Origin of the sequence: Mucilaginibacter sp., assembly GCF_028287845.1 — a bacterium.
Lineage (GTDB): Bacteria > Bacteroidota > Bacteroidia > Sphingobacteriales > Sphingobacteriaceae > Mucilaginibacter.
The window spans coordinates 24,933-45,381 of the sequence record NZ_JAQBOW010000001.1 but is presented as its reverse complement, the minus strand read 5'-3'; the positions used below and the strand labels follow the sequence as shown (position 1 = coordinate 45,381).

The following is a 20,449-nucleotide window of genomic DNA, read 5'->3' as shown; positions in this document are numbered from 1 at the left end:
CTATTGTTCAGTTATATGTGATTTGACGAATTTTAGATTTCACCATTGTAATATTAGCACTTTTTCAACAACCTTTTTCCACAAATATCTACAATGTGGAAAAATTGAACTATGTGCATAAGTATACTTAGCCCCCCTTTACCGGCAGGGCTTGGGTGGGGCTTTTTATTTCAAAAAGTCCTCATCTTTAATATCGTCCTTAATAAATTTCTTACCGCTTTCCAGTATTTTACCAAATAATCCAAACTTTCTATCTTCGGCATATTTAACAGTTTTATCAATCTTTTCTGCTGCCGGTGTTTCTACTATACCTGTGTATTCCATTTTTTGAATACCCTTAATCAACAAGCCAATACCTGTTGCAAAAGTTGGACTTTGCAGCTCTTCGTAAACGTTTTTAGGCAACACTTCATTCTTGGCTAAATGCTCGTTAGGGTAACCTACGCGGCAATCTAAACCAGTAACAAATTCAACCATTTGTGGCAGATGTTTTAATTGCGCACCGCCACCTGTTATTACAATACCTGCAATTAATTTTTTCTCATAACCGGATGATTTGATCTCATAATACACATGCTCTACGATCTCTTCCATACGGGCCTGGATAACAAAAGCCAGGTTTTTTACTGATATTTCTTTGGGTTCACGTCCGCGCAAACCAGGCACACACACTATCTCATTCTCTTTGTTTTCTTCAGCTAAAGCTGATCCGAAACGTATCTTTAACTGCTCTGCAATGTTGCGCATTACTGAGCAGCCCTCGCGGATATCCTCTGTTACACTGTTACCGCCAAACGGGATAACGGCAGTATGGCGTATAATACCTTCGTGAAAGATGGCCACATCAGTGGTACCACCACCAATATCAACCAAAACCACACCGGCTTCTTTTTCCTCATCGCTCAATACTGACTCGGATGATGCTAATGGCTCCAGTATCAATTCCTGGCTTTCTAAATGTGCTTTGTTAACACATTTCACAATATTCTTTATAGCAGTAACCTGGCCTGATATGATATGGAAATTGGCTTCCAAACGCACACCCGCCATGCCAATAGGGTCTTTAACGCCAGGCTCGCCGTCAACAGTAAACTCTTGAGGTAATACATGGATGATCTCTTCGCCCGGAGGCATTACCAGGTTGTACATATCTTCTATCAGCTTATCAATATCCTTGCGGCTGATCTCTGACTGCAGATCGCGACGGGTTATCAGCCCGCGATGCTGTAAGCTTTTAATGTGCTGCCCCGCAATACCTACATTCACCACCCTTATCTCTACGTTTGATTGCGTGCTGGCAATTTCAACCGCTGCGGTGATGCCTTGCACAGTTTTGTCGATATTTGAAACTACGCCACGAGTTACACCCGCAGACTCGGCCTTACCTATACCCAGTACTTCGATCTTACCGTTTTTACTTCGGCGGCCAACAATTACGCAAATTTTTGTGGTACCAATATCCAATCCCACTACAATTGGCGAACTTTTTTCTTGTGTTGAACTCTTATCCATATTACTGCTTTATTAGAGATGTGTCTTTTTTTAATTTTGTTGAATCAGCAGCGGCCTTCATTCTTACCGAATCTGCTTTTGAGTTTTTTACGCCTATTATTTGATTGGCATATTTAATATTTATCAGCTTATAAGCATCCCAGCCAACTTGTGGTAATGCCTGTTTGTAAAATGCAAGCAGGTTATGAAATTTCAGATCTAATGAATCTGCATTACCCAGCAATATGCGTTGGTTCCCAACCCTTGGTATCAATTCAATTTCGTGCTCCTTGTTTACGTATATCTGCGCTATCTGCGCATCCCAAAGCGAATCCTTTCTGATGTAAGAGACCGTTTTAAAAAGATCTTTTGCCAGCATAGTATGCAACGTATCTATCTTACCGCCAAAAAACTCATCAATAAACCCGTTAGCTGCCAATACCCTCGCGGTAAAGTTATCTGACAATGGAATTTTTAACCCATTCTTATCTATATAATAATCCTGGTTAAATTGGTTCATAACGCGCAATATGGGTTGACGCTGCACTATTTCTATCATAATAACACCATCCATATCCGCATATACCTTAACCAGCTCAATAAACGGGTTTGCCTTTAATTTGCCTTCCAGATCATGCAGGTTAATATTATTCATTTTACGCCCAACCAATGTATAACTACTGATGTGTAAAATATTTTCTACTTCCTCTTTGTCAATAAAATACTGGTTGCCAGGTATGTATATTTTCACATCCCTACAAACTATTTCGGACTTTTTTATTTCAATGAAACTCATGAACACAACCAGTCCGCCCAGGCTTATCAGCCACAGGAAACTAATTAATAATATGCGCCATATTGGTTTCTTAAACATCTTCTAAAGCACTTTTTAATGCATGTACCAACTGATCGATATCGCCCGCGCCAACTGTTAACAGCAGTTCGGGTTGTTCTAATCTTATTTTATTAATAGCCTCCTGCTTATTTAATATTTGTTTGTTTTTCAACTTCATGCGGTCCAATATCATACTCGAGCTTACACCTTCAATAGGTAATTCACGGGCAGGATAAATATCCAGCAGTATTAATTCGTCGCTCATATCCAGCACCCCGGCAAAACCGTCCACAAAATCGCGTGTACGGGTATATAAATGAGGTTGAAAAATTGTTGTGAGTTTTTTATTTGGATATAAGCGTTTAATAGATGTAATAGCCGCCCTTAATTCTTCCGGATGATGTGCGTAATCATCAATATAAACATGCTGTTCGTTTTTAACAATGTATTCAAACCGGCGCTTTACTCCTTTAAATGAGCCTAAAGCGCTTTTTATGGCATCCCAATCAATATGCAAACGCAGCGTAGCTTCAATAGCAGCAACTGCATTTTCAATATTATGCAAACCGGCAATACCCAGTTTTATATTGGAGATGCTGATAGAACCACGTTTAAAATCGAAATAAAAATCGCCATTTTCAATGCGGATATTTTCTGCCATCGCGTCAGCGGCTTCGGTAATGCTGTAAGTAAATCCATTATTTAACGGAAGCCCCCGGCGATGGATCAATGCTCCGCCCGTTTTTATTTGAGATGCAAAAAGCTGAAATGACTCTGTTAGTTGCGCATGGTCACCATAAATATCCAGGTGATCGGCATCCATAGAAGTAACGATAGCAATATTAGGAAAAAGCGTAAGGAATGAACGGTCATACTCATCAGCCTCAACCACCACGATATCATTATTGCCAAACAATACATTGGTTTGATAATTGGATGCAATACCACCCAAAAATGCCGAGCAATCTTTGCCCGAATCTTTCAATATGTGTGCTATCATGCATGAAGTAGTGGTTTTACCATGTGTGCCTGCAACAGCAATGGTGAATTTACCTTTGCTAATCAATCCCAATACCTGTGAGCGTTTCCAAAGCACAAATCCCTTTCGTTGGAAAAAGTTTAGAATCTCCGAATCCTTAGGGATAGCAGGTGTATAAATAATCAATGTATTATTATCTACATCTCTAAAACTCTTTGGTATGCCTTCTTCGGTGTCTTTAAAGATTACCTGTATACCTTCATTACGCAATTCGTCGGTAAGGTCAGTAGGTGTTTTATCATAACCACAAACAATACAACCCAAATGACTGAAATAGCGGGCCAGGCCACTCATGCCGATACCGCCAATGCCGATCAAATAAACCCGTTGTATGTTGCGTAATTCCATTTTCTTAAAAAGCCCTCCTTCCTTTGCGGGGAAAGAGAGCTAAGATTTAATTGTTATTAATTGTTATTTGAATAACCTCTTTTGCAATAACTTCATCGGCATCAGGCAGGGCCATTTTACCAATGTTGTCGCTTAATTTCTTTTGTAATTCTTTATCATTTAAAAGCTCAATGGCTCTATCTATCAATTTCAATTCCGCGTCTCTGTCGGCAACAAAAACAGCCGCCTGGTCATGTACCAGCGCCAGCGCGTTTTTGGTTTGATGATCTTCGGCCACGTTTGGCGAAGGCACCAGGATAACCGGTTTCTTTACCACGCATAGCTCGGCAATAGTACCCGCGCCTGCTCTTGATATAATAATATCAGCAGCGGCATAAGCCAGGTCCATCCGGTTAACAAATTCCATTATGCGGATATTTGGATGATAATCCTCGCCCAGCTTTTCAATTATACTGTTATAATAAAACTTACCGGTTTGCCATATTACCTGCACATCGGCAGCTATTAGTTTATCCAGACCTGCCATCACGCTGTTATTTAAAGTACGCGCGCCCAAACTACCGCCTGTAACCATGATGGTTTTTTTAAACGCCGATAGCTTATACAACTCTAAAGCCTGCATTTGCTTACCATCTATAGTAACCGATTCTTTACGGATTGGATTACCTGTTTTTATTAACTTATCTGCAGGGAAAAACTGCTCCATACCGTCAAACGCAACACATATTTTTTGGGCCTTTTTACCCAGCCATTTATTGGTGATACCTGCATACGAGTTTTGCTCCTGTATTAAATAGGGTATCCCTTTTAATGATGCCGCATATAATAGCGGACCAGACGCATAACCACCTACTCCAACCGCCGCATCGGGTTTAAAATCTTTAATGATCTTAAGCGCCTTACTCACACTGCTGAATAATTTTACCGGAAACAGCAGGTTTTTCCAAACCGATTTACGCTGTATACCCTGGATGTTAAGGCCTATAATTTTATAGCCCGCCGCCGGAACTTTTTCCATTTCCATACGGCCGATGGCACCAACAAATAATATCTCGATAGCAGGATCAAGCTTTTTCAAAGCATTGGCAATAGCAATAGCCGGGAAGATATGTCCTCCTGTACCGCCACCGCTAATTATGATCTTCTTTGATTTCACCGATTTTATTATTTGATTACACTGATTTTTTTCCTTACCCACTATTGTTTTCCCTTTAGGGGGTTAGGGGGCTTTATGCTATGTTCATTTCTGTATTGCCTGATTCTTTTATTTCGCCAACTACTACTTTTTTCGGGTTCTCTATATCACGGCTAACCGATAATATAATACCGAACGCTATGCTTGTAAACAAGATAGATGTACCGCCCATGCTTACAAAAGGCAAAGGCACACCCGTTACCGGCCCCAAGCCTACCGCTACCGCCATGTTGGCAAACGCCTGTATGGTTAAGCTAAAGCTTAAACCCGCGGCCAATAATGCCCCGAACGCTTTTGGCGCTTTGGTTACAATTTTTATGCATCGATATAATAAGAACAAGTAGATGCCTATTAATGTTACTCCGCCTAATAAGCCATATTCTTCAACTATGATGGCGTATATCTCATCTGAATAGGCTTCCGGCAAATAATTCACCTCGTTGCTTTTGCCCGGGCCTTTGCCAAATAATCCGCCGGTAGCTATAGCTATTTTAGCGTGATCTGCCTGGAATGATTTATCAGGATTTGCAGCTTCAGGGTGTAAGTACGTATGGATACGCGATGTATAGGTATGCCTGCGCGGACCTAAAAACACTACACCTGTAAGCAGTATGGCACCTGCTAAACAGGTAATTGCTATTTGCTTTATGCTGATACGGCCAATAATAAGCAGTAAAACGCTTACACCAAAAAGCATTAACGCGGTAGAAAGATTTGCCAATGCTATCAATATAAAAACTATGCAAACCGCGCCCATTATCGGGATAAATGATTGCTTAACATCTTTAATATTTTCTTGCTTGCGCGATAGGGAGCGCGCCAAATATGTTATCAATGCCAGCTTAGCCAAATCGGATGTTTGGAAGCTTAGGCCGGTACCCGGAATAGCTATCCAGCGACTGGCATCATTTACATGGCTGCCAAATATCAAAGTGTATAACAACAAGGGTATAGTGATATACATCAACAATTTTGATATGCCCGAATAGTACCTGTAATCCAACTTATGCGAAATATACATCAGCACAATGCCACCAATTATCATGGCCAAATGCTTCATCAAAATAGACTCGGCACCTACACCACGTTTGTAAGCCAACGTACCAATAGCGCTATATACAGACAACAGCGATATCAACGAAAGCAATATGACGATAAGCCATATCCAACGATCTCCTTTTATGTTGCCTAATATTTGATTCATGTGTTAACTTTTATTTGTCCATAGACTATTGTCAATAGTCCATAGTCTATTTTATCATTTTTCTTTTCCCATGGACCATCGACTATGAACCATGGACTAATTACAATTCCTTTACCGCCGCCTTAAACTGGTTACCCCTATCTTCATAATTCTTAAACAAATCAAAACTTGCACAAGCCGGTGATAATAAAACGGTATCTCCTTTTGTAGCTAAATGGTAAGCTATTTGTGCCGCTTCTGCTGCCGAATATGTGTTTACTATAATATCTACATCATCTTCAAAAGCGTTATGAATGCGCTGGTTATCCTTGCCTAAACATACTATTGCTTTTACTTTTTGCTTTACCAGGTCCTTAAGCATGGTATAGTCGTTGCCTTTATCTACGCCGCCTAATATCAACACCACATCGCTGGTCATACTCTCTAATGCGTACCAGGTTGAATTAACGTTGGTTGCTTTAGAATCATTAATGAAACTAATGCCCGATATTTTGCCAACAGACTCCAGCCTATGCTCAATATTTTTGAATGTAGCCAGACTTTCCCTAAGGGTGTCGTTGCGTAATTCGAGCACTTTTGCTACAATACCAGATGCCATAGAGTTGTAGATGTTGTGCTTGCCTTGCAGGGCCAGTTCGGTAATTGACATTTCAAAATGTTCTTGAGGGGTGTTGATGACAATATTGTCGTTTTCGAGATATGCTCCCGTTGCAATTTTTTTTTTGATTGAAAATGGCAGTTGCTTTGCTTTCAGGCTGCGGCCTTCCATTCCTTTTATGGTTTCTTCATCGTCAGCGCAGTAAATAAATACATCCTCGGCTGTTTGATTTTGCGTTACACGAAATTTTGATGCCGCGTAATTTTCCATGTTATAGTCGTACCGGTCCAAATGATCGGGCGTTATGTTTAATAATACCGCTATGTCTGTTTTAAACTGGTACATATCGTCAAGCATAAAACTGCTTAGCTCTAAAACATAGCAATCAAATTTTTCGGTTGCTACCTGGTAGGCAAAACTTTTACCTATGTTACCTGCTAAACCCACGTTTAATCCTGCATTTTTAAGGATGTAATGGGTTAAACTGGTAGTAGTAGTTTTCCCGTTCGATCCGGTAATGCCTATTATTTTAGCGTCAGTATATCTTCCAGCAAACTCTATCTCTGAAATAACCGGAATACCCTTTTCTTTTATTTTTGTGATGATAGGCACCTTATCAGGTATGCCCGGACTTTTTATTACTTCAACCGCGCTTAGTATTTCGGCCTCTGTATGCCCATTTTCTTCGAAGCGGATATTCCACCCTTGCAGTTGTTCTTTATAATGCGGGGAAATAGCGCCAAAATCCGAAACAAAAACATCATACCCCTGCTGTTGGGCAAGGTATGCCGCACCCACTCCGCTTTCGCCGGCACCAAGGATCGCTATGTTTTTATTTTCGTTCATTTTTTTTAGTCCATGGTCAATAGTCCATAGTCATTTTTTAATTTTATTCAACTCGTATTACTATGGACCATCGACTATGGACCATGGACTTTAATCTATCTCAACTTCAATGTTATTATCGTCAATATTGCCAGCATAATACCTATTATCCAGAAACGTGTTACGATCTTAGCTTCATGAAAACCTTTCTTTTGATAATGGTGATGAAGCGGCGCCATTAAAAACACTCTTCGCCCTTCGCCAAATCTTTTCTTGGTTAATTTGAACCAACCCACTTGCATAATTACCGACAAACTCTCTAACAGGAATATGCCACATAACAGTGGTATCATTAATTCCTTACGTATCATGATAGCGAATACGGCTATAATACCACCAATTGCAAGGCTGCCCGTATCGCCCATAAATACTTGTGCCGGGTAAGAGTTGTACCATAAAAACCCAACACATGCCCCGATGAATGCGCCGGCAAAAACCACCAACTCGCCCGAGTTGGGGATGTACATGATATTGAGGTAATCAGAAATAATATAGTTACCTGACACATAAGCCAATATAGCCAGCGTGACCCCAATAATGGCCGATGTCCCTGTCGCCAGACCGTCAATACCATCGGTGATATTAGCACCGTTGGATACAGCTGTTATAATCACAATAACAAAGAATAAGAATACAATCAGCGTATATTTTTGATAACCTGGTCCTAAAAATTTAAGCACTTTATTATAATCAAATTCGTTGTTCTTATAAAAAGGCATAGTGGTTTTTGTCGATTTAACATCCTGCGTTAAAACAGGTTTATTACCCCGCATGTGGAAATCTATCTTAGTATCATATTGTACAGGCAACTTCACTTCCTGTTGTATCATTATGTCTTTATGATTGTACATGGTAAAGCCTATAATAAGCGCTAAACCAACCTGACCCACAATTTTAAACCTGCCGGCTAAACCTTCTTTGTTTTTTTTGAATACTTTAATATAATCATCAAGGAAACCAATAGCGCCCAGCCATATTGTAGTTATTATCATCAGGATAATATAAATATTATCCAGCTTGGCAAACAAAAGGGTTGGTATTAATATACCCAGGATAATAATTAGCCCTCCCATAGTAGGTGTGCCCGCTTTTTGCATCTGGCCCTCTAAACCTAAATTCCTTACGGTTTCGCCTACTTGTTTGTAGCGTAAATAATCTATCAGTCTGCGCCCGTAAACTGTGGTCACAATTAACGATACAATTACTGCCATAGCCATCCTGAACGTGATGTATTGAAACACCCCCGTTCCCGGGATATTGTAGTTTTTGTTTAAATATGTAAATAGATAGTATAGCATTATCCCATCAATTTAAATTGGTTTAGTAACTCTTCTTTATCATCAAAGTGATTTTTCACACCTTTTATTTCCTGGTATTTTTCGTGACCTTTTCCTGCTAACAGGATAATATCACCCGGCTGCGCCAGCATACAAGCCGTTTTAATTGCTTCATGCCTGTCTGTAATACTTACTGTCGATCTTTTAAAAGCCGGGCCAACCCCTGCTTCCATGTCCTTAATAATTTGCGCCGGATCTTCAGAGCGCGGATTATCAGATGTAAGTATTACCTTATCACTCCACTCGCAGGCTACCTTTGCCATTATAGGGCGTTTGGTTTTATCCCTGTCGCCGCCGCAGCCAATTACGGTTATTACTTTTTCATTGTTTTTACGGATATCATGAATAGTGCTCAATACATTTTGCACGGCATCCGGCGTATGGGCATAATCAACTATGCCAATGATTTTATTAGGGCCCACTATATAATCAAACCTGCCTTCGGCACCTGATAGTTTACTTAAGCTGGTTAATACTTTTGCCCTGTCCTGCTCTAACAACATAGCAGCAGCATATACTGCTAATAAGTTATAAGCGTTAAAGGTACCTACCATTTTAAACCACACTTCCTCGTTATCTATCAGCAACAATAAGCCACCGAACTGATTTTCAAGTATCCTGCCTTTGTAATCGGCCATACTTTTAAGGGCATAGGTTTTTTTATGGGCCTTAGTATTTTGCAGCATTACACTGCCATTTTTATCGTCGCTATTGGTTAATGCAAAAGCGCTTTTTGGCAAACCGTCAAAAAATGCTTTTTTGGCTTTTAAATAATTATCAAACGTTTTATGATAATCTAAATGGTCATGTGTGAGGTTAGAAAATATGCCTCCCGAAAACACCAATCCTTCTATTCTGTGTTGGGCCACCGCGTGCGAGCTTACTTCCATAAAGCAATAATCGCAGCCCTGGGCAACCATTTCATCCAGTAGCTTATTTAACTCTACAGGGTCGGGTGTGGTATGGGTTGATGGGATGACTTTGCCATTAACCTGATTTTCTACCGTTGAAAGCAAGCCACACTTATAACCCAGATCGCGAAACAATTGATACAATAACGTAGCAATGGTAGTTTTGCCATTAGTGCCCGTTACGCCAACCAGTTTTAATTTATCGGAAGGGTTATCATAAAAATTAGCAGCTACAATACCCAGCGCAATGGCTGAATTTGCCACCATTAAAAAGTCGACCTCGCCTGCTGTATGGCCCGGCAGTTCCTCGCATATTACTGCTACTGCTCCATCTTTTACGGCTTGTTCAATATAATCATGACCATCAACCAGTGTACCCTTTACGGCAACGAATAAACAACCGGGCACAACCTTGCGCGAATCAAACACCACAGCGCTGATCTCTACGTCTACCGCGCCTTGCAGCTCGGTAAATGGTAATCCGGTTAATATGTCGCTTAAGTATCTCACTCTAATTCTATTGTAATTTTTGAACCTTTTGGTACCCGGCTTCCTCCTGCTATGGATTGGCTTTTTACTGCACCACTACCTTTTACACCTACTTTATAGCCCGCATTACCTAACAGATACAAAGCATCACTTAGCCCCATACCTGTTACCGTTGGTACAGTGCCGGCTTTATATTTAACTTCTTCGTATGGTAAACCGCTGCTGGTATCTAAACCTGTATTAGCCGCGGCGTATAATGGCTTAACGCCCAATTTTGAATATACTTGCTTTAACGCGCTTATATTACCCTGCTTAACTTTTGGTAAAGTTGTATTACCTACAAAATGTGCGGGCGTATTATGTTTCATTTCCAAATCGCTTGAGTATACCCTGTCTGCCACCTCCCTAAATACGGGGCCAGCCACATAAGCTGCCAAATAATTGCCAGCGGTTGGGTGGTTTATCACTACTATCATAGCATATTTGGGATGATCTGCCGGGAAATAACCGCAGAACGATGCCTGGTAGGTTTTTTGTTCGCCATAGCCGGCACCGTCATTTGCAATTTGCGCCGTACCCGTTTTACCTGCTACCGAGTATAAATTATTTTTAATAAAGGTCTTACCCGTTCCGTTCAATACAACCCCTTCCAACAGGCTTTTCATTTTACCTAATGTAGCGTCCGAACAAACTTTAGGATTGATAATCCTTGCCTGAAAATGCTCAACAGTATTACCCATGCGCTGTATCTCCCTTACAAAAATTGGCGCTATCATTTTGCCATTATTAGCAATAGAATTATATAGAGTAAGCATTTGTAAGGGTGTAATTTGCATTTCGTACCCGTAGGCCATTTGCGGCAATGTTAATTTGCTCCAGCTTCTGTTTGCCGGATTTTTAACTACCGGGCGCGCTTCCCCGTGTATTTGCAGACCGAGCTTCTCATTTAAATGCAGGGCATATAAATTATCTGTAAACTCCTTAGGGTTATTTTGATAATGCGAGCTGATAAATTTCACTACAGCAACGTTTGATGACTCTTCAAAGGCATGTTTCGCGGTCATCGGGCTTGGGTTATATTCTGCATCGGTAAAGGTTTTAAGTACTTTATCCTTATAATACATTTTATATTTTCCGCCTTCAACATCAACCAAACTATTGGTATCTATTTTATGCTGATCAAACGCTGTCATGTACGATGCCAGTTTAAATGTCGACCCCGGATCGCGCGCGTCACTTATGGCATAGTTCAATTTTTCCTGGTAATCTTTAGCCTCATAACCACCGCCTTTTATGTGGGTAAAATTTGCAATGGCCCTAATTTCGCCGGTTGCTACTTCCATTAACACCACACAGCCATGATCGGCCTGGCTTTTTATCAATTGTTTCTTTAATGCATCCTGAGCTACATCCTGGTAGTTAACATCAATGGTAGATATAATATCAGCGCCGTCCTTAGCGGGTATTTCTTCATCTTCATCATTCACCGGCATATAGGTACCACCGGCAATACGCTGCATTAAACGTTTTCCATTTTCGCCATTAATATAGCTTGCAAAGGCGCCTTCTAATCCAACCGGATTTTTAATGTTTTCGTTTTTGTAGCCTATGGTACGTGCTGCTAATGAGCGGAAAGGCAGTATACGTTTGTTTTGCTGCAACACAATTAAGCCACCCTTATATTTCCCCAAGTTAAATATCGGGAACTTTCTTATCTGCTTTAATTCCTGGAAAGTTACCTTGCGCCTTATTAATTCATAACGCGAACTATCTTTACGGGCATCGCGCAACATGCGTGAGTATTCTGTTTCTGATTTATCAGGGTAAAGCTGTGATAGTTTAAGCGCCAATGAATCTACTTTTCCGTAAAACATTTTGTCGTCCTCAATACCCCCGGCAAACATATCCATGTGCAATTCATACTCTGGTACAGACGTAGCCAACAAACTACCATCAACCGAAAGTATATTGCCACGGGTAGCTTCAACACTTTCATATCGGGTTGAAAGTTTAGAAGCCATTGCTTTCCATTTATTGCCCTGTACAAATTGCAGGCGGTACATTTGTACCACAACAGCCAGGGCAAAAAGCAATATCAAGCCAAAAGCTAAATAAACACGAAGCAGTATATTGGTTCTGATACTCATTGCGCAGCATCCTCCTTAATGGTAATTTTTTGCGCCGGTTGTATAGACTCTCTTATTCCTAAAGTATCTACACGCTTGGCTACCTCTGTTAAAGTACTTTTATAAGCAAGGTCGGCTTTGGTTATTTTATATTCCCAACCCAATTCGTGTACCTCTTTGGTTATTTTTTCTATATCGCGGATATTTTTTTCGGCCAGGTGACGGTTGCCTATATATATCATTCCTAAAAAAGCCAGGAACAAAACAAAAGGCAAAGCACGGGTAGCATCATCAGTAGTGATAAATCCTTTCGTTAAAAACTTAGTCAGAAAGTTGTCGGGAATTTCCTTTACGGTCTTTTCCTCAACGATCAATTCGCTCTCCAACTCTTCTTCCGGAATTTCTGTACGCAAACGATTGGTCATTTCTTTACTGCTATTCTTAATTTTGCACTGCGTGCCCTGTTATTAATTGCTATCTCCTCTTCTGATGCTGTAATAGCTCCGCGACTTACCGCATCAAATGGCTTTTGATCATTGCCAAAAAAATCTTTCTCTACCTCGCCACTAAATTTGCCTTTAGCGATGAAATTTTTTACCAGCCTGTCTTCCAGCGAATGGTATGACATTACTACCAGCCTTCCGCCCGTTTCCAACACCTCAGCCGTTTGCATTAAAAAATCTTTCAACGCCTCCAACTCCTGGTTCACTTCAATACGTAATGCCTGGAACACTTGCGCCAGGTATTTATTTTCTTTTCCTTTCGGGATGCGTGCTGCAATGGCATTCTTCAAATCGGCAACGGTTATAATTGGCGCGTTTAACCGGGCAGTTACAATGGTATTTGCCAGCGATTTTGCATTTTGTATCTCACCGTAAATGCCGAATATGCGGTGCAACTCGGCTTCCGAATAATTATTTACTACTTCTTTAGCACTTAGTTCTGCCGATTGATTCATGCGCATATCCAGCTCTGCATCAAAACGGATAGAGAACCCGCGCTCGGCCTGGTCAAACTGGTAGGATGATACACCCAGGTCCGCCAAAATACCATCAACCGGGATAGCCCCATGCAGGCGGCAAAAGTTTTTCAGATAGCGAAAGTTCTGATCAATGAACACAAAGCGTTCATCATCAATTAAATTTTGCTGCGCATCGGCATCCTGGTCAAAAGCCAGCAATACGCCGTCTTTACCCAAATGCTTTAATATTTCTTTTGAATGACCACCGCCACCAAAGGTTACATCAACATAAGTACCATCTTTTTTTATATTCAGGCCTTCAATACATTCCTGCAGCATTACGGGATTATGATAGTTGCTCATCATTCCTCCTTCCTGCGTTACCCATTACCTCTTCGGCTAGATTTGCAAAGTTTTCGGGCTCGTTATCCATCTGCGCCTCGTAGGCTTCCTGGCTCCAAACCTCTATTTTATTAAACTGACAGGCCAATACCACATCGGCATTAATGCCCGCATATTCTAACAATGGTTTAGGCAAAAGCACGCGACCGGTCCCATCAAGCGTTAATTCTGACGCGCCACGGGTAAAATATCTTATAAATTCGCGGGTCTTTTTCTCGTATTGATTAAGCTTACTCAGGTCCTCAACTATTTTATTCCATTCATTACGGGTGTAAATAACCAAATGCTTTTCGAACCCCCGATTGATGACAAGCCCCTCACTTACAGCTTCGGGAAGCTGTTTTTTGAGGCCAACGGGTATCATCATACGCCCTTTAGCATCCAGTTTGCAATCAAATTCACCTAAAAAATTTGACATAGTTACACTTCGACAATTTTGGTAACGTAAAAGTAAATTAGTTTTACCACTTTTTAACACTTTTTACCACCAAAAGTTTTCAACACTATTATGACAATACTTACCCCACTTAAAAAATAAAAAAGCAACGGGCAAATCACTGCAGCCTGATTTACAACAGAGTACTATTATTTAACGTTTAGTAATTGAGAATTATTGGCAAGGCACAGCTTATAAAAGAAACGGTTTTTTATAAGCAGGCGCTTCAAGTGTACCAGGGTGTCCCAGGTGTATCAACGTGTACATGGTACAGTAGACTGCTTTGCTGTTGCCATGACGTGTTTGTTTAAACGTTGTCATTTCACCTTCAGGGGTTTGCGAATTTTATAACTCAGGATGTTAAATATCAGAATGACAAAATAGTACTAAATAATCCCATACAACGCACCACCCTTTTCTCCCATTTTATCCACCAGCTTCTCAACCTCAGCATCTTTCTCTAACACAGGTGCATGATGCGGCTTTATCCTCGCATCAATTATCAGCGGACCATAACAGCCCCAGTGCTTATGCTCTATAAATTCATTAATGCCATAAATATCATGCGATGGGTTGCTGCGGGTAAAGGTTACCCACACAAAGTTATTCAAATTTTGGGCAGTAAAGGCTGCATTATCACACAACACCATTAACGGGATACCCGGCAGATCGGTTTCGCCAAAATGTTCCTGTAAAATTTCCAGCATAAGGGGCATATCGCTGGTTCTTATATTGTTAGGAACCTCTACAGCCAACACACCCGGCATTACCATTTTGTAATTAATAAATGGCAGTGGCAATTCAAAACCGACAGGCACATCGCTCCATAGTTCACGCTTAATATCGCCGGCAACGGTAACAGCTAATTTACTGCCGGAGTTTAGTCCGCTGCCGCTATAATCAAGCGTATCAATAGTTGTTTTGGTATGAAAATGCAAATCGCGGGTTAGGTCTATGCGCTGTAGCACGTGCGTTAAAAAAGCACCAATATCATTTACATTTAGTTTTGGGTCGTCCTCCTGCGCGGCAATGAACAGGTATTTGGCAAGGCTCAGTTGATTCTTACCTAATATATGATTGGCAATAGTTAATATTTCCTGTGGTTTACGTTCTTTTATATAAGGTGTATACCGTTCGCTGCCTATGGCAAATAACAAAGGGTGCACGCCGGCCGCATCAACAGCATTAACCGCATGTAATCCCGGTATTTCCTGCGATAAAGCCGAACCGGCAATTTCATGTATCAAGGCTCCAAAACTGGTATCTTCCTGCGGTGGCCTGCCAACTACGGTGAATGACCATACCGCATCTTTACGATGATAAACATTATCAACTTTTAGTAACGGGAACGGATGCGCTAAACTATAATAACCCAAATGATCGCCAAACGGGCCCTCCAATTTATTTTCGTGAGGCTCAACGGTTCCGGTTATTATAAAATCCGCGTCGGCAGAGATACAAAAACCTTCCTCATCATAAAAATAACGGAAACGGCGGTTACCTAACGCTCCGGCAAAGGTCATTTCTGATAAACCTTCGGGTAATGGCATTACGGCCGCAACCGGGTGCGATGGCGGGCCGCCTACAAATATACTCACCTTTAACGCCTGCCCTTTCGCATTGGCTTTGGTTTGGTGCACACCTATGCCACGGTGCAGTTGGTAGTGCAAGCCAATTTCTTTGTTTAATATATAATCATTACCCGCCATTTGTATGCGGTACATGCCCAGGTTGGCATTCATAACACCGGGCTTATCGCTATCTTCGGTATAAACCTGCGGCATGGTAACAAACGGACCACCATCTTTGGGCCAGTTTACTATTTGCGGCAAATCGCTGATATGGCATTTAGCAAAATCTTTCTTACTCACTTTCATCGGCAAAGCCGATAAGGCAGTAAGGGCCACACTGCCATACTTAAAAGGATGTTTGATAGCTTTTATAGGGTCTGATTTTATGTCGACCAATGTTTTTACTTTATCCAGCGAATCCCTGAAAATAAACTTAGAGCGCTCCAGCGTACCAAATAAATTAGATACCGCGGGGAATTTACTACCCTTTACATTTTCGAATAAAATAGCCGGCCCGCCATGCTCAAACACGCGCAGGTGTATTTGTGCCATTTGCAGGTAGGGGTCTACCTCTTCTTTTATACGTATTAAATGACCATGTTTTTCAAGGTCGGTAATGCAGGCTTGTAAACTCGGGTAACCCATAGATTTTTATTGAAACAGCAGCAAATGTACAAATTGAAAAAGTGTGTGATGGTATAGTATTTTATCATTCTAAACCAAGCTGCGTTCTCCACTAAATCCATAGATAAACATTAAACAATGCCCTTAAAAAAAGTTATTATTACTTTTAGGGCCTAAACGTTTTGGTGTTAATATGTCAGTAATTGAGCTCACTATTATTATACTCATCGGCTCGTATTTCGCGGGCCTGTTAGGTTCGCTAACCGGCCTGGGCGGCGGGTTTATCATCATTCCCTTACTTACCTTATTATTACATGTTGATATTCATTACGCTATTGGCGCATCACTTATATCGGTTATCGCCACATCGTCCGGATCAGCAGCGGCTTATGTAAAAGAGGGCATTACCAATATGCGGCTGGGTATGTTTTTAGAAATAGCTACAACGGCAGGGGCTATGACAGGCGCTATGTTGGCAATTTATACATCCACACATTATATAGCCATATTATTTGGGTTGATATTAATATCATCAGCATTAATGTCGCTACGAAAAAAATCAGGGCATATCACTACACACAAAAGCTACCTGGCAGAAAAATTAAAACTTAACAGCAGCTACCCAACAGCAGATGGCGCGGTTGAGTACGGTGTAAGTAATGTAGCAGGCGGCTTTTTCATGATGTTATTTGCAGGTGTTATATCGGGGTTGCTGGGGATAGGATCCGGCGCTTTAAAGGTTTTGGCGATGGATAGCATTATGCGTTTACCGTTCAAAGTTTCAACTACTACCAGCAATTTCATGATTGGTGTTACTGCTGCTGCAAGCGCGGTGGTTTACCTGCAGCGCGGTTATATTGATCCGGGCCTGTCAATGCCGGTTGTTATTGGTGTATTGCTGGGTGCAATGAGCGGATCTAAGATATTGGTAAACAGCACTTCATCCAAATGGATAAGGGTAGTTTTCTCGGTAGTAGTAGGTGTATTGGCTATACAGATGATTTATAACGGGATAATGGGAAAGATATAGCATAGTTGATTAGTTATTGGTGGGTAGATATTAGTAGATAGATAATAAAATATTGCTATACAAATGAACAAACTTAAAGATACAGATATACAATCTGCAATAGGCTGGGTATTACGCATAGGCGTATTTCTTTCCATCGGCATCGTACTTTTTGGGGGAACAGTGTACCTATACAGGCATGGAAATGAGATAGCTGATTACCATACATTTAAAGGAGTACCGGATTTTGTGCGAACGGGCGCCGATATTTTACATGGCATATTAACTTTTAGGGGCAGAGCAGTAATACAAGGCGGCATCATTTTATTAATAGCCACGCCTATCATACGTGTACTATTTTCGGCGGTGGGGTTTATATTAGAGAAAGATTATTTGTATACAGGTATTACGATATTGGTTTTATTAATAATTTTCATCAGCATGCTTAGCGGGCACGCGGGGTAACTTATTAATTTCCGGATGTATTACCGGCCACTCCACCAGCTGCACGTTTTTGCTCATCTTCATTACCGGCACGATGCCTGGTTGTTCCTTTAAGCGACGTATTTCCAAAACGATAAATAAAGCCAAGTCTTATAATCCGGGTCTCTACCTTATCATATATCGTCATATTAAGGTTTTGATAATTAACAACCGCTCTATCTCTATAGGTATTAAAAATATCGTTTATAGTTAACCGCAATGTTCCATTTTTATTAAACAGCTGCTTACTTATACCCGCATCCACACGATAATTTGCCTTGATCTGGCCAATGCCATAAAAATTGGGCGTCTCGTATTTACCTGTAAGCTGTGCAGAAATTGTACTGCTTATTTTAAAATCTTGCTCACTTGATAAAATGACATCCGGCGTGCCTTTATTTAAGTTACCATTTTCAGAATAGGCCTTAAAGCGCTGATAAGAGGCATCAGCTAAAAAATTGCCATTCCACCATGCATTAAACGTAACCGGGGCAAAAAACTTTAAGCCTATACTCGAAAAGGAACCAAAGTTTTTCTTTGTAGTAATATTTACTTTTGATGAATCATTTTGCGAATAATCAATCAAGTCATAAAGGTTAGTAATATTAGCAGCGTATAAAGTGGTTACAAATGTTTTATTATAGGTATGTGATAATTGTATCCTATTGGAATATTGAGGAAGTAAATTGGGGTTGCCCGAGCGATAATCATACAAATCAACATAATATAAAAACGGATTTATATCTTCATATTGCGGCCTGGTTATACCACGGTTAAAACTAAAATTAAACTCATTTTTTTCGTCAGCCTGATAAATCAGCTGCAACTGCGGGAACCAATCCAAATAGCTTTTTTTAGTAGTAGTCATCGCGGTTGCGGAGTTCGCGGTCGAATTGGTTTCCTCAACACGCAACCCTGCCATTATATTTAACTTGTCTATTTTGTTAGTGTAATTGATATAACCCGAGTTAATATTTTCCTTAAATATAAAGGTATTGCTAAACCAAGGCGAGCTTGTATAAACGCCGTTTATTTGTGGGCCAAAAATCAAATTATTATCACTTTGTACCCAACTATATTTTACGCCGGCCTCTATTTGTGATGTTTTTGATAGGGGGTTGACATAATCAACCTTTGCTGCCCAAATATGTATAACAGCCGGTGATAAGTTTTGCAGGTACAATGGCGAACGGTAACTGCCGCCAGCCGCATTATAAAAATGATTATCTATATATTCGGAATAATGACGGTTAATATCATTAAATACTATATCTGCTGATAGCATCTTTCCTGCCGTATCCAGTTTGCCTGTATAATTAACATCATAACTTATATTACTTTGACCACGATTTGGTTTTGACATTGTGGATATCGTAGAATCTAATACACCACTATTAGTAATATTGAGCAAATTGCTTTTTACATAAGTATTATTATTAATTGTACCGCTTACTAAAACTCCAAATGTGCTATTAGGCGAGATAAGAATATCTGTACCTAACCTAAAATTATGACTTTTGCCTAATTGCGTAGCAGAATAATTAACATCGTAATCACTTATTAAACCATTATAGTTAATAACACGATCTGTTGTAAAATTGTGAAAGGTTTTATTTTGAAGATAACTGTAATTACCAAAAATATTTACGTTGCCCATGCGGCTATTAAAATTTAATCCGGCATTTGTTTTGTAAAATTTACCATAACCAATGCCGGCATTCGCTGTAAAGTTTGTACCTGCATTTACTCCTTTTTTTGATATGATATTTATCACACCCGCCCCACCGGCCTCATATTTTGCTGACGGATTGGCTATTAACTCTATCTGTTGTACATTACTGCCGGGCATGCTTTGCAGTAAATCAGTTAGATCTTGCCCCGATAAATTTACCTGCTTGCCATCAATTGTTATTAAGGCACCCTGACGGCCAAGAATACTTAAATTGCCGCGACCATCATCATGCACACCCGGTGCCTGTCTTAAAATCTCAATTACAGAATTTCCTTCGGCAATTATACTGCTTTGAACATTTAATACAACCTTCCCAGGCTTAACTTCCACATAAGACCGATGGGCGGTTATAGAAACTTCTTTCAATTGTGGAAGATGAGGGACAAGTATAATATCATTGTTAACAACTTCTTTACCCGCCATCAGCTCATACGGACCGGTTAAAGATTGTTCATACCCTATTTTGCTTATCAGTAATAAATAATTACCGGGTTTAGCACTAAATTTAAACAAGCCATTTACATCGCACCCTACTGATTTGATGATAGATGAATCGGCGGCAGCCAACAATATAACCGTAGCAGCTTCAGCAGCCAAATGCTTATCATTAGAAACCTTACCATAAATCTCCGAAAGACCTGTTTGCGCATATGAATAGTTGTACGCACACATCATGAACGCTATTAATAAGCCCCTCGTTAAAAACTTCATTAAATATATAGATGTAGAATTTTATTATAGTAATATTAAATTATATATATGCAATAACTTAT

Annotated in this window: 16 protein-coding genes; 2 read left to right on the top strand and 14 right to left on the bottom strand. The window is 40.3% G+C overall.

Annotated features, from left to right (window positions below; all coding sequences use genetic code 11):
• Window positions 1-165 precede the first annotated feature (165 nt).
• From ftsA to JWP71_RS00130, 13 genes are all read right to left on the bottom strand, one after another.
• Window positions 166-1,512: a cell division protein FtsA gene (gene ftsA / locus JWP71_RS00190; protein WP_299495735.1), complete on the bottom strand. Its 1,347-nt coding sequence runs from the start codon at window positions 1,510-1,512 to the stop codon at window positions 166-168.
• 1 nt (window position 1,513) lies between these two features.
• Window positions 1,514-2,365, bottom strand: a complete 852-nt coding sequence (locus JWP71_RS00185; RefSeq protein ID WP_299495733.1) for a cell division protein FtsQ — start codon at window positions 2,363-2,365, stop codon at window positions 1,514-1,516.
• Window positions 2,358-3,713, bottom strand: coding sequence for a UDP-N-acetylmuramate--L-alanine ligase (gene murC, locus JWP71_RS00180; RefSeq protein ID WP_299495730.1), 1,356 nt, complete (start codon window positions 3,711-3,713; stop codon window positions 2,358-2,360). The genes JWP71_RS00185 and murC overlap by 8 nt, the downstream gene beginning before the upstream one ends.
• A 46-nt stretch (window positions 3,714-3,759) precedes the next feature.
• A complete protein-coding gene (murG, locus tag JWP71_RS00175; protein ID WP_299495728.1) occupies window positions 3,760-4,869 on the bottom strand; it encodes an undecaprenyldiphospho-muramoylpentapeptide beta-N-acetylglucosaminyltransferase in 1,110 nt (369 codons plus the stop codon).
• A 73-nt stretch (window positions 4,870-4,942) separates the two neighbouring features.
• Window positions 4,943-6,112, bottom strand: coding sequence for an FtsW/RodA/SpoVE family cell cycle protein (locus tag JWP71_RS00170; protein ID WP_299495726.1), 1,170 nt, complete (start codon window positions 6,110-6,112; stop codon window positions 4,943-4,945).
• Between the two features lie 100 nt (window positions 6,113-6,212).
• Complete coding sequence (gene murD, locus JWP71_RS00165; RefSeq protein ID WP_299495724.1) at window positions 6,213-7,556, bottom strand: UDP-N-acetylmuramoyl-L-alanine--D-glutamate ligase; 1,344 nt, start codon at window positions 7,554-7,556, stop codon at window positions 6,213-6,215.
• 95 nt (window positions 7,557-7,651) lie between these two features.
• Window positions 7,652-8,893 carry a phospho-N-acetylmuramoyl-pentapeptide-transferase gene (gene mraY / locus JWP71_RS00160; protein WP_299495722.1) on the bottom strand — a complete coding sequence of 414 codons (1,242 nt, stop codon included), beginning with the start codon at window positions 8,891-8,893 and terminating at the stop codon, window positions 7,652-7,654.
• Window positions 8,893-10,353, bottom strand: a complete 1,461-nt coding sequence (locus JWP71_RS00155; RefSeq protein WP_299495720.1) for a UDP-N-acetylmuramoyl-L-alanyl-D-glutamate--2,6-diaminopimelate ligase — start codon at window positions 10,351-10,353, stop codon at window positions 8,893-8,895. The genes mraY and JWP71_RS00155 overlap by 1 nt, the downstream gene beginning before the upstream one ends.
• Entirely contained in the window at window positions 10,350-12,479 is a 2,130-nt protein-coding gene (locus tag JWP71_RS00150; RefSeq protein ID WP_299495718.1) for a penicillin-binding protein, read from the bottom strand. Before JWP71_RS00150 ends, JWP71_RS00155 begins: the two co-directional genes overlap by 4 nt.
• On the bottom strand, window positions 12,476-12,883 hold the full coding sequence (locus tag JWP71_RS00145) for an FtsL-like putative cell division protein (RefSeq protein ID WP_299495716.1): 408 nt from the start codon (window positions 12,881-12,883) through the stop codon (window positions 12,476-12,478). Before JWP71_RS00145 ends, JWP71_RS00150 begins: the two co-directional genes overlap by 4 nt.
• On the bottom strand, window positions 12,880-13,785 hold the full coding sequence (rsmH, locus tag JWP71_RS00140) for a 16S rRNA (cytosine(1402)-N(4))-methyltransferase RsmH (RefSeq protein ID WP_299495714.1): 906 nt from the start codon (window positions 13,783-13,785) through the stop codon (window positions 12,880-12,882). The genes JWP71_RS00145 and rsmH overlap by 4 nt, the downstream gene beginning before the upstream one ends.
• A complete protein-coding gene (gene mraZ / locus JWP71_RS00135) occupies window positions 13,766-14,239 on the bottom strand; it encodes a division/cell wall cluster transcriptional repressor MraZ (protein ID WP_299495712.1) in 474 nt (157 codons plus the stop codon). The genes rsmH and mraZ overlap by 20 nt, the downstream gene beginning before the upstream one ends.
• Before the next feature lie 404 nt (window positions 14,240-14,643).
• The gene (locus JWP71_RS00130; RefSeq protein ID WP_299495710.1) at window positions 14,644-16,473 is read right to left on the bottom strand and encodes a UbiD family decarboxylase; all 1,830 of its coding nucleotides are present in this window, start codon (window positions 16,471-16,473) and stop codon (window positions 14,644-14,646) included.
• Between the two features lie 172 nt (window positions 16,474-16,645).
• Here JWP71_RS00130 and JWP71_RS00125 point away from each other — a divergent pair, with 172 nt between their 5' ends.
• Together JWP71_RS00125 and JWP71_RS00120 are read left to right on the top strand one after the other, a co-directional pair.
• Window positions 16,646-17,482 carry a sulfite exporter TauE/SafE family protein gene (locus JWP71_RS00125; protein WP_299495709.1) on the top strand — a complete coding sequence of 279 codons (837 nt, stop codon included), beginning with the start codon at window positions 16,646-16,648 and terminating at the stop codon, window positions 17,480-17,482.
• Between the two features lie 63 nt (window positions 17,483-17,545).
• Complete coding sequence (locus JWP71_RS00120) at window positions 17,546-17,926, top strand: DUF1634 domain-containing protein (protein WP_299495707.1); 381 nt, start codon at window positions 17,546-17,548, stop codon at window positions 17,924-17,926.
• Between the two features lie 4 nt (window positions 17,927-17,930).
• On the opposite strand, the gene JWP71_RS00115 is transcribed toward JWP71_RS00120, so the two are convergent.
• Window positions 17,931-20,351 carry an outer membrane beta-barrel protein gene (locus JWP71_RS00115; RefSeq protein WP_299495705.1) on the bottom strand — a complete coding sequence of 807 codons (2,421 nt, stop codon included), beginning with the start codon at window positions 20,349-20,351 and terminating at the stop codon, window positions 17,931-17,933.
• Between the last annotated feature and the right edge of the window lie 98 nt (window positions 20,352-20,449).

Coding starts and splice junctions, on each gene's coding strand:
- ftsA (WP_299495735.1), bottom strand. CDS start 1,512: ATGGATAAGAGTTCAACACAAGAAAAAAGTTCGCCAATTGTAGTGGGA.
- JWP71_RS00185 (WP_299495733.1), bottom strand. CDS start 2,365: ATGTTTAAGAAACCAATATGGCGCATATTATTAATTAGTTTCCTGTGG.
- murC (WP_299495730.1), bottom strand. CDS start 3,713: ATGGAATTACGCAACATACAACGGGTTTATTTGATCGGCATTGGCGGT.
- JWP71_RS00170 (WP_299495726.1), bottom strand. CDS start 6,112: ATGAATCAAATATTAGGCAACATAAAAGGAGATCGTTGGATATGGCTT.
- murD (WP_299495724.1), bottom strand. CDS start 7,556: ATGAACGAAAATAAAAACATAGCGATCCTTGGTGCCGGCGAAAGCGGA.
- mraY (WP_299495722.1), bottom strand. CDS start 8,893: ATGCTATACTATCTATTTACATATTTAAACAAAAACTACAATATCCCG.
- JWP71_RS00150 (WP_299495718.1), bottom strand. CDS start 12,479: ATGAGTATCAGAACCAATATACTGCTTCGTGTTTATTTAGCTTTTGGC.
- JWP71_RS00145 (WP_299495716.1), bottom strand. CDS start 12,883: ATGACCAATCGTTTGCGTACAGAAATTCCGGAAGAAGAGTTGGAGAGC.
- rsmH (WP_299495714.1), bottom strand. CDS start 13,785: ATGATGAGCAACTATCATAATCCCGTAATGCTGCAGGAATGTATTGAA.
- mraZ (WP_299495712.1), bottom strand. CDS start 14,239: ATGTCAAATTTTTTAGGTGAATTTGATTGCAAACTGGATGCTAAAGGG.
- JWP71_RS00130 (WP_299495710.1), bottom strand. CDS start 16,473: ATGGGTTACCCGAGTTTACAAGCCTGCATTACCGACCTTGAAAAACAT.
- JWP71_RS00125 (WP_299495709.1), top strand. CDS start 16,646: ATGTCAGTAATTGAGCTCACTATTATTATACTCATCGGCTCGTATTTC.
- JWP71_RS00120 (WP_299495707.1), top strand. CDS start 17,546: ATGAACAAACTTAAAGATACAGATATACAATCTGCAATAGGCTGGGTA.
- JWP71_RS00115 (WP_299495705.1), bottom strand. CDS start 20,351: ATGATGTGTGCGTACAACTATTCATATGCGCAAACAGGTCTTTCGGAG.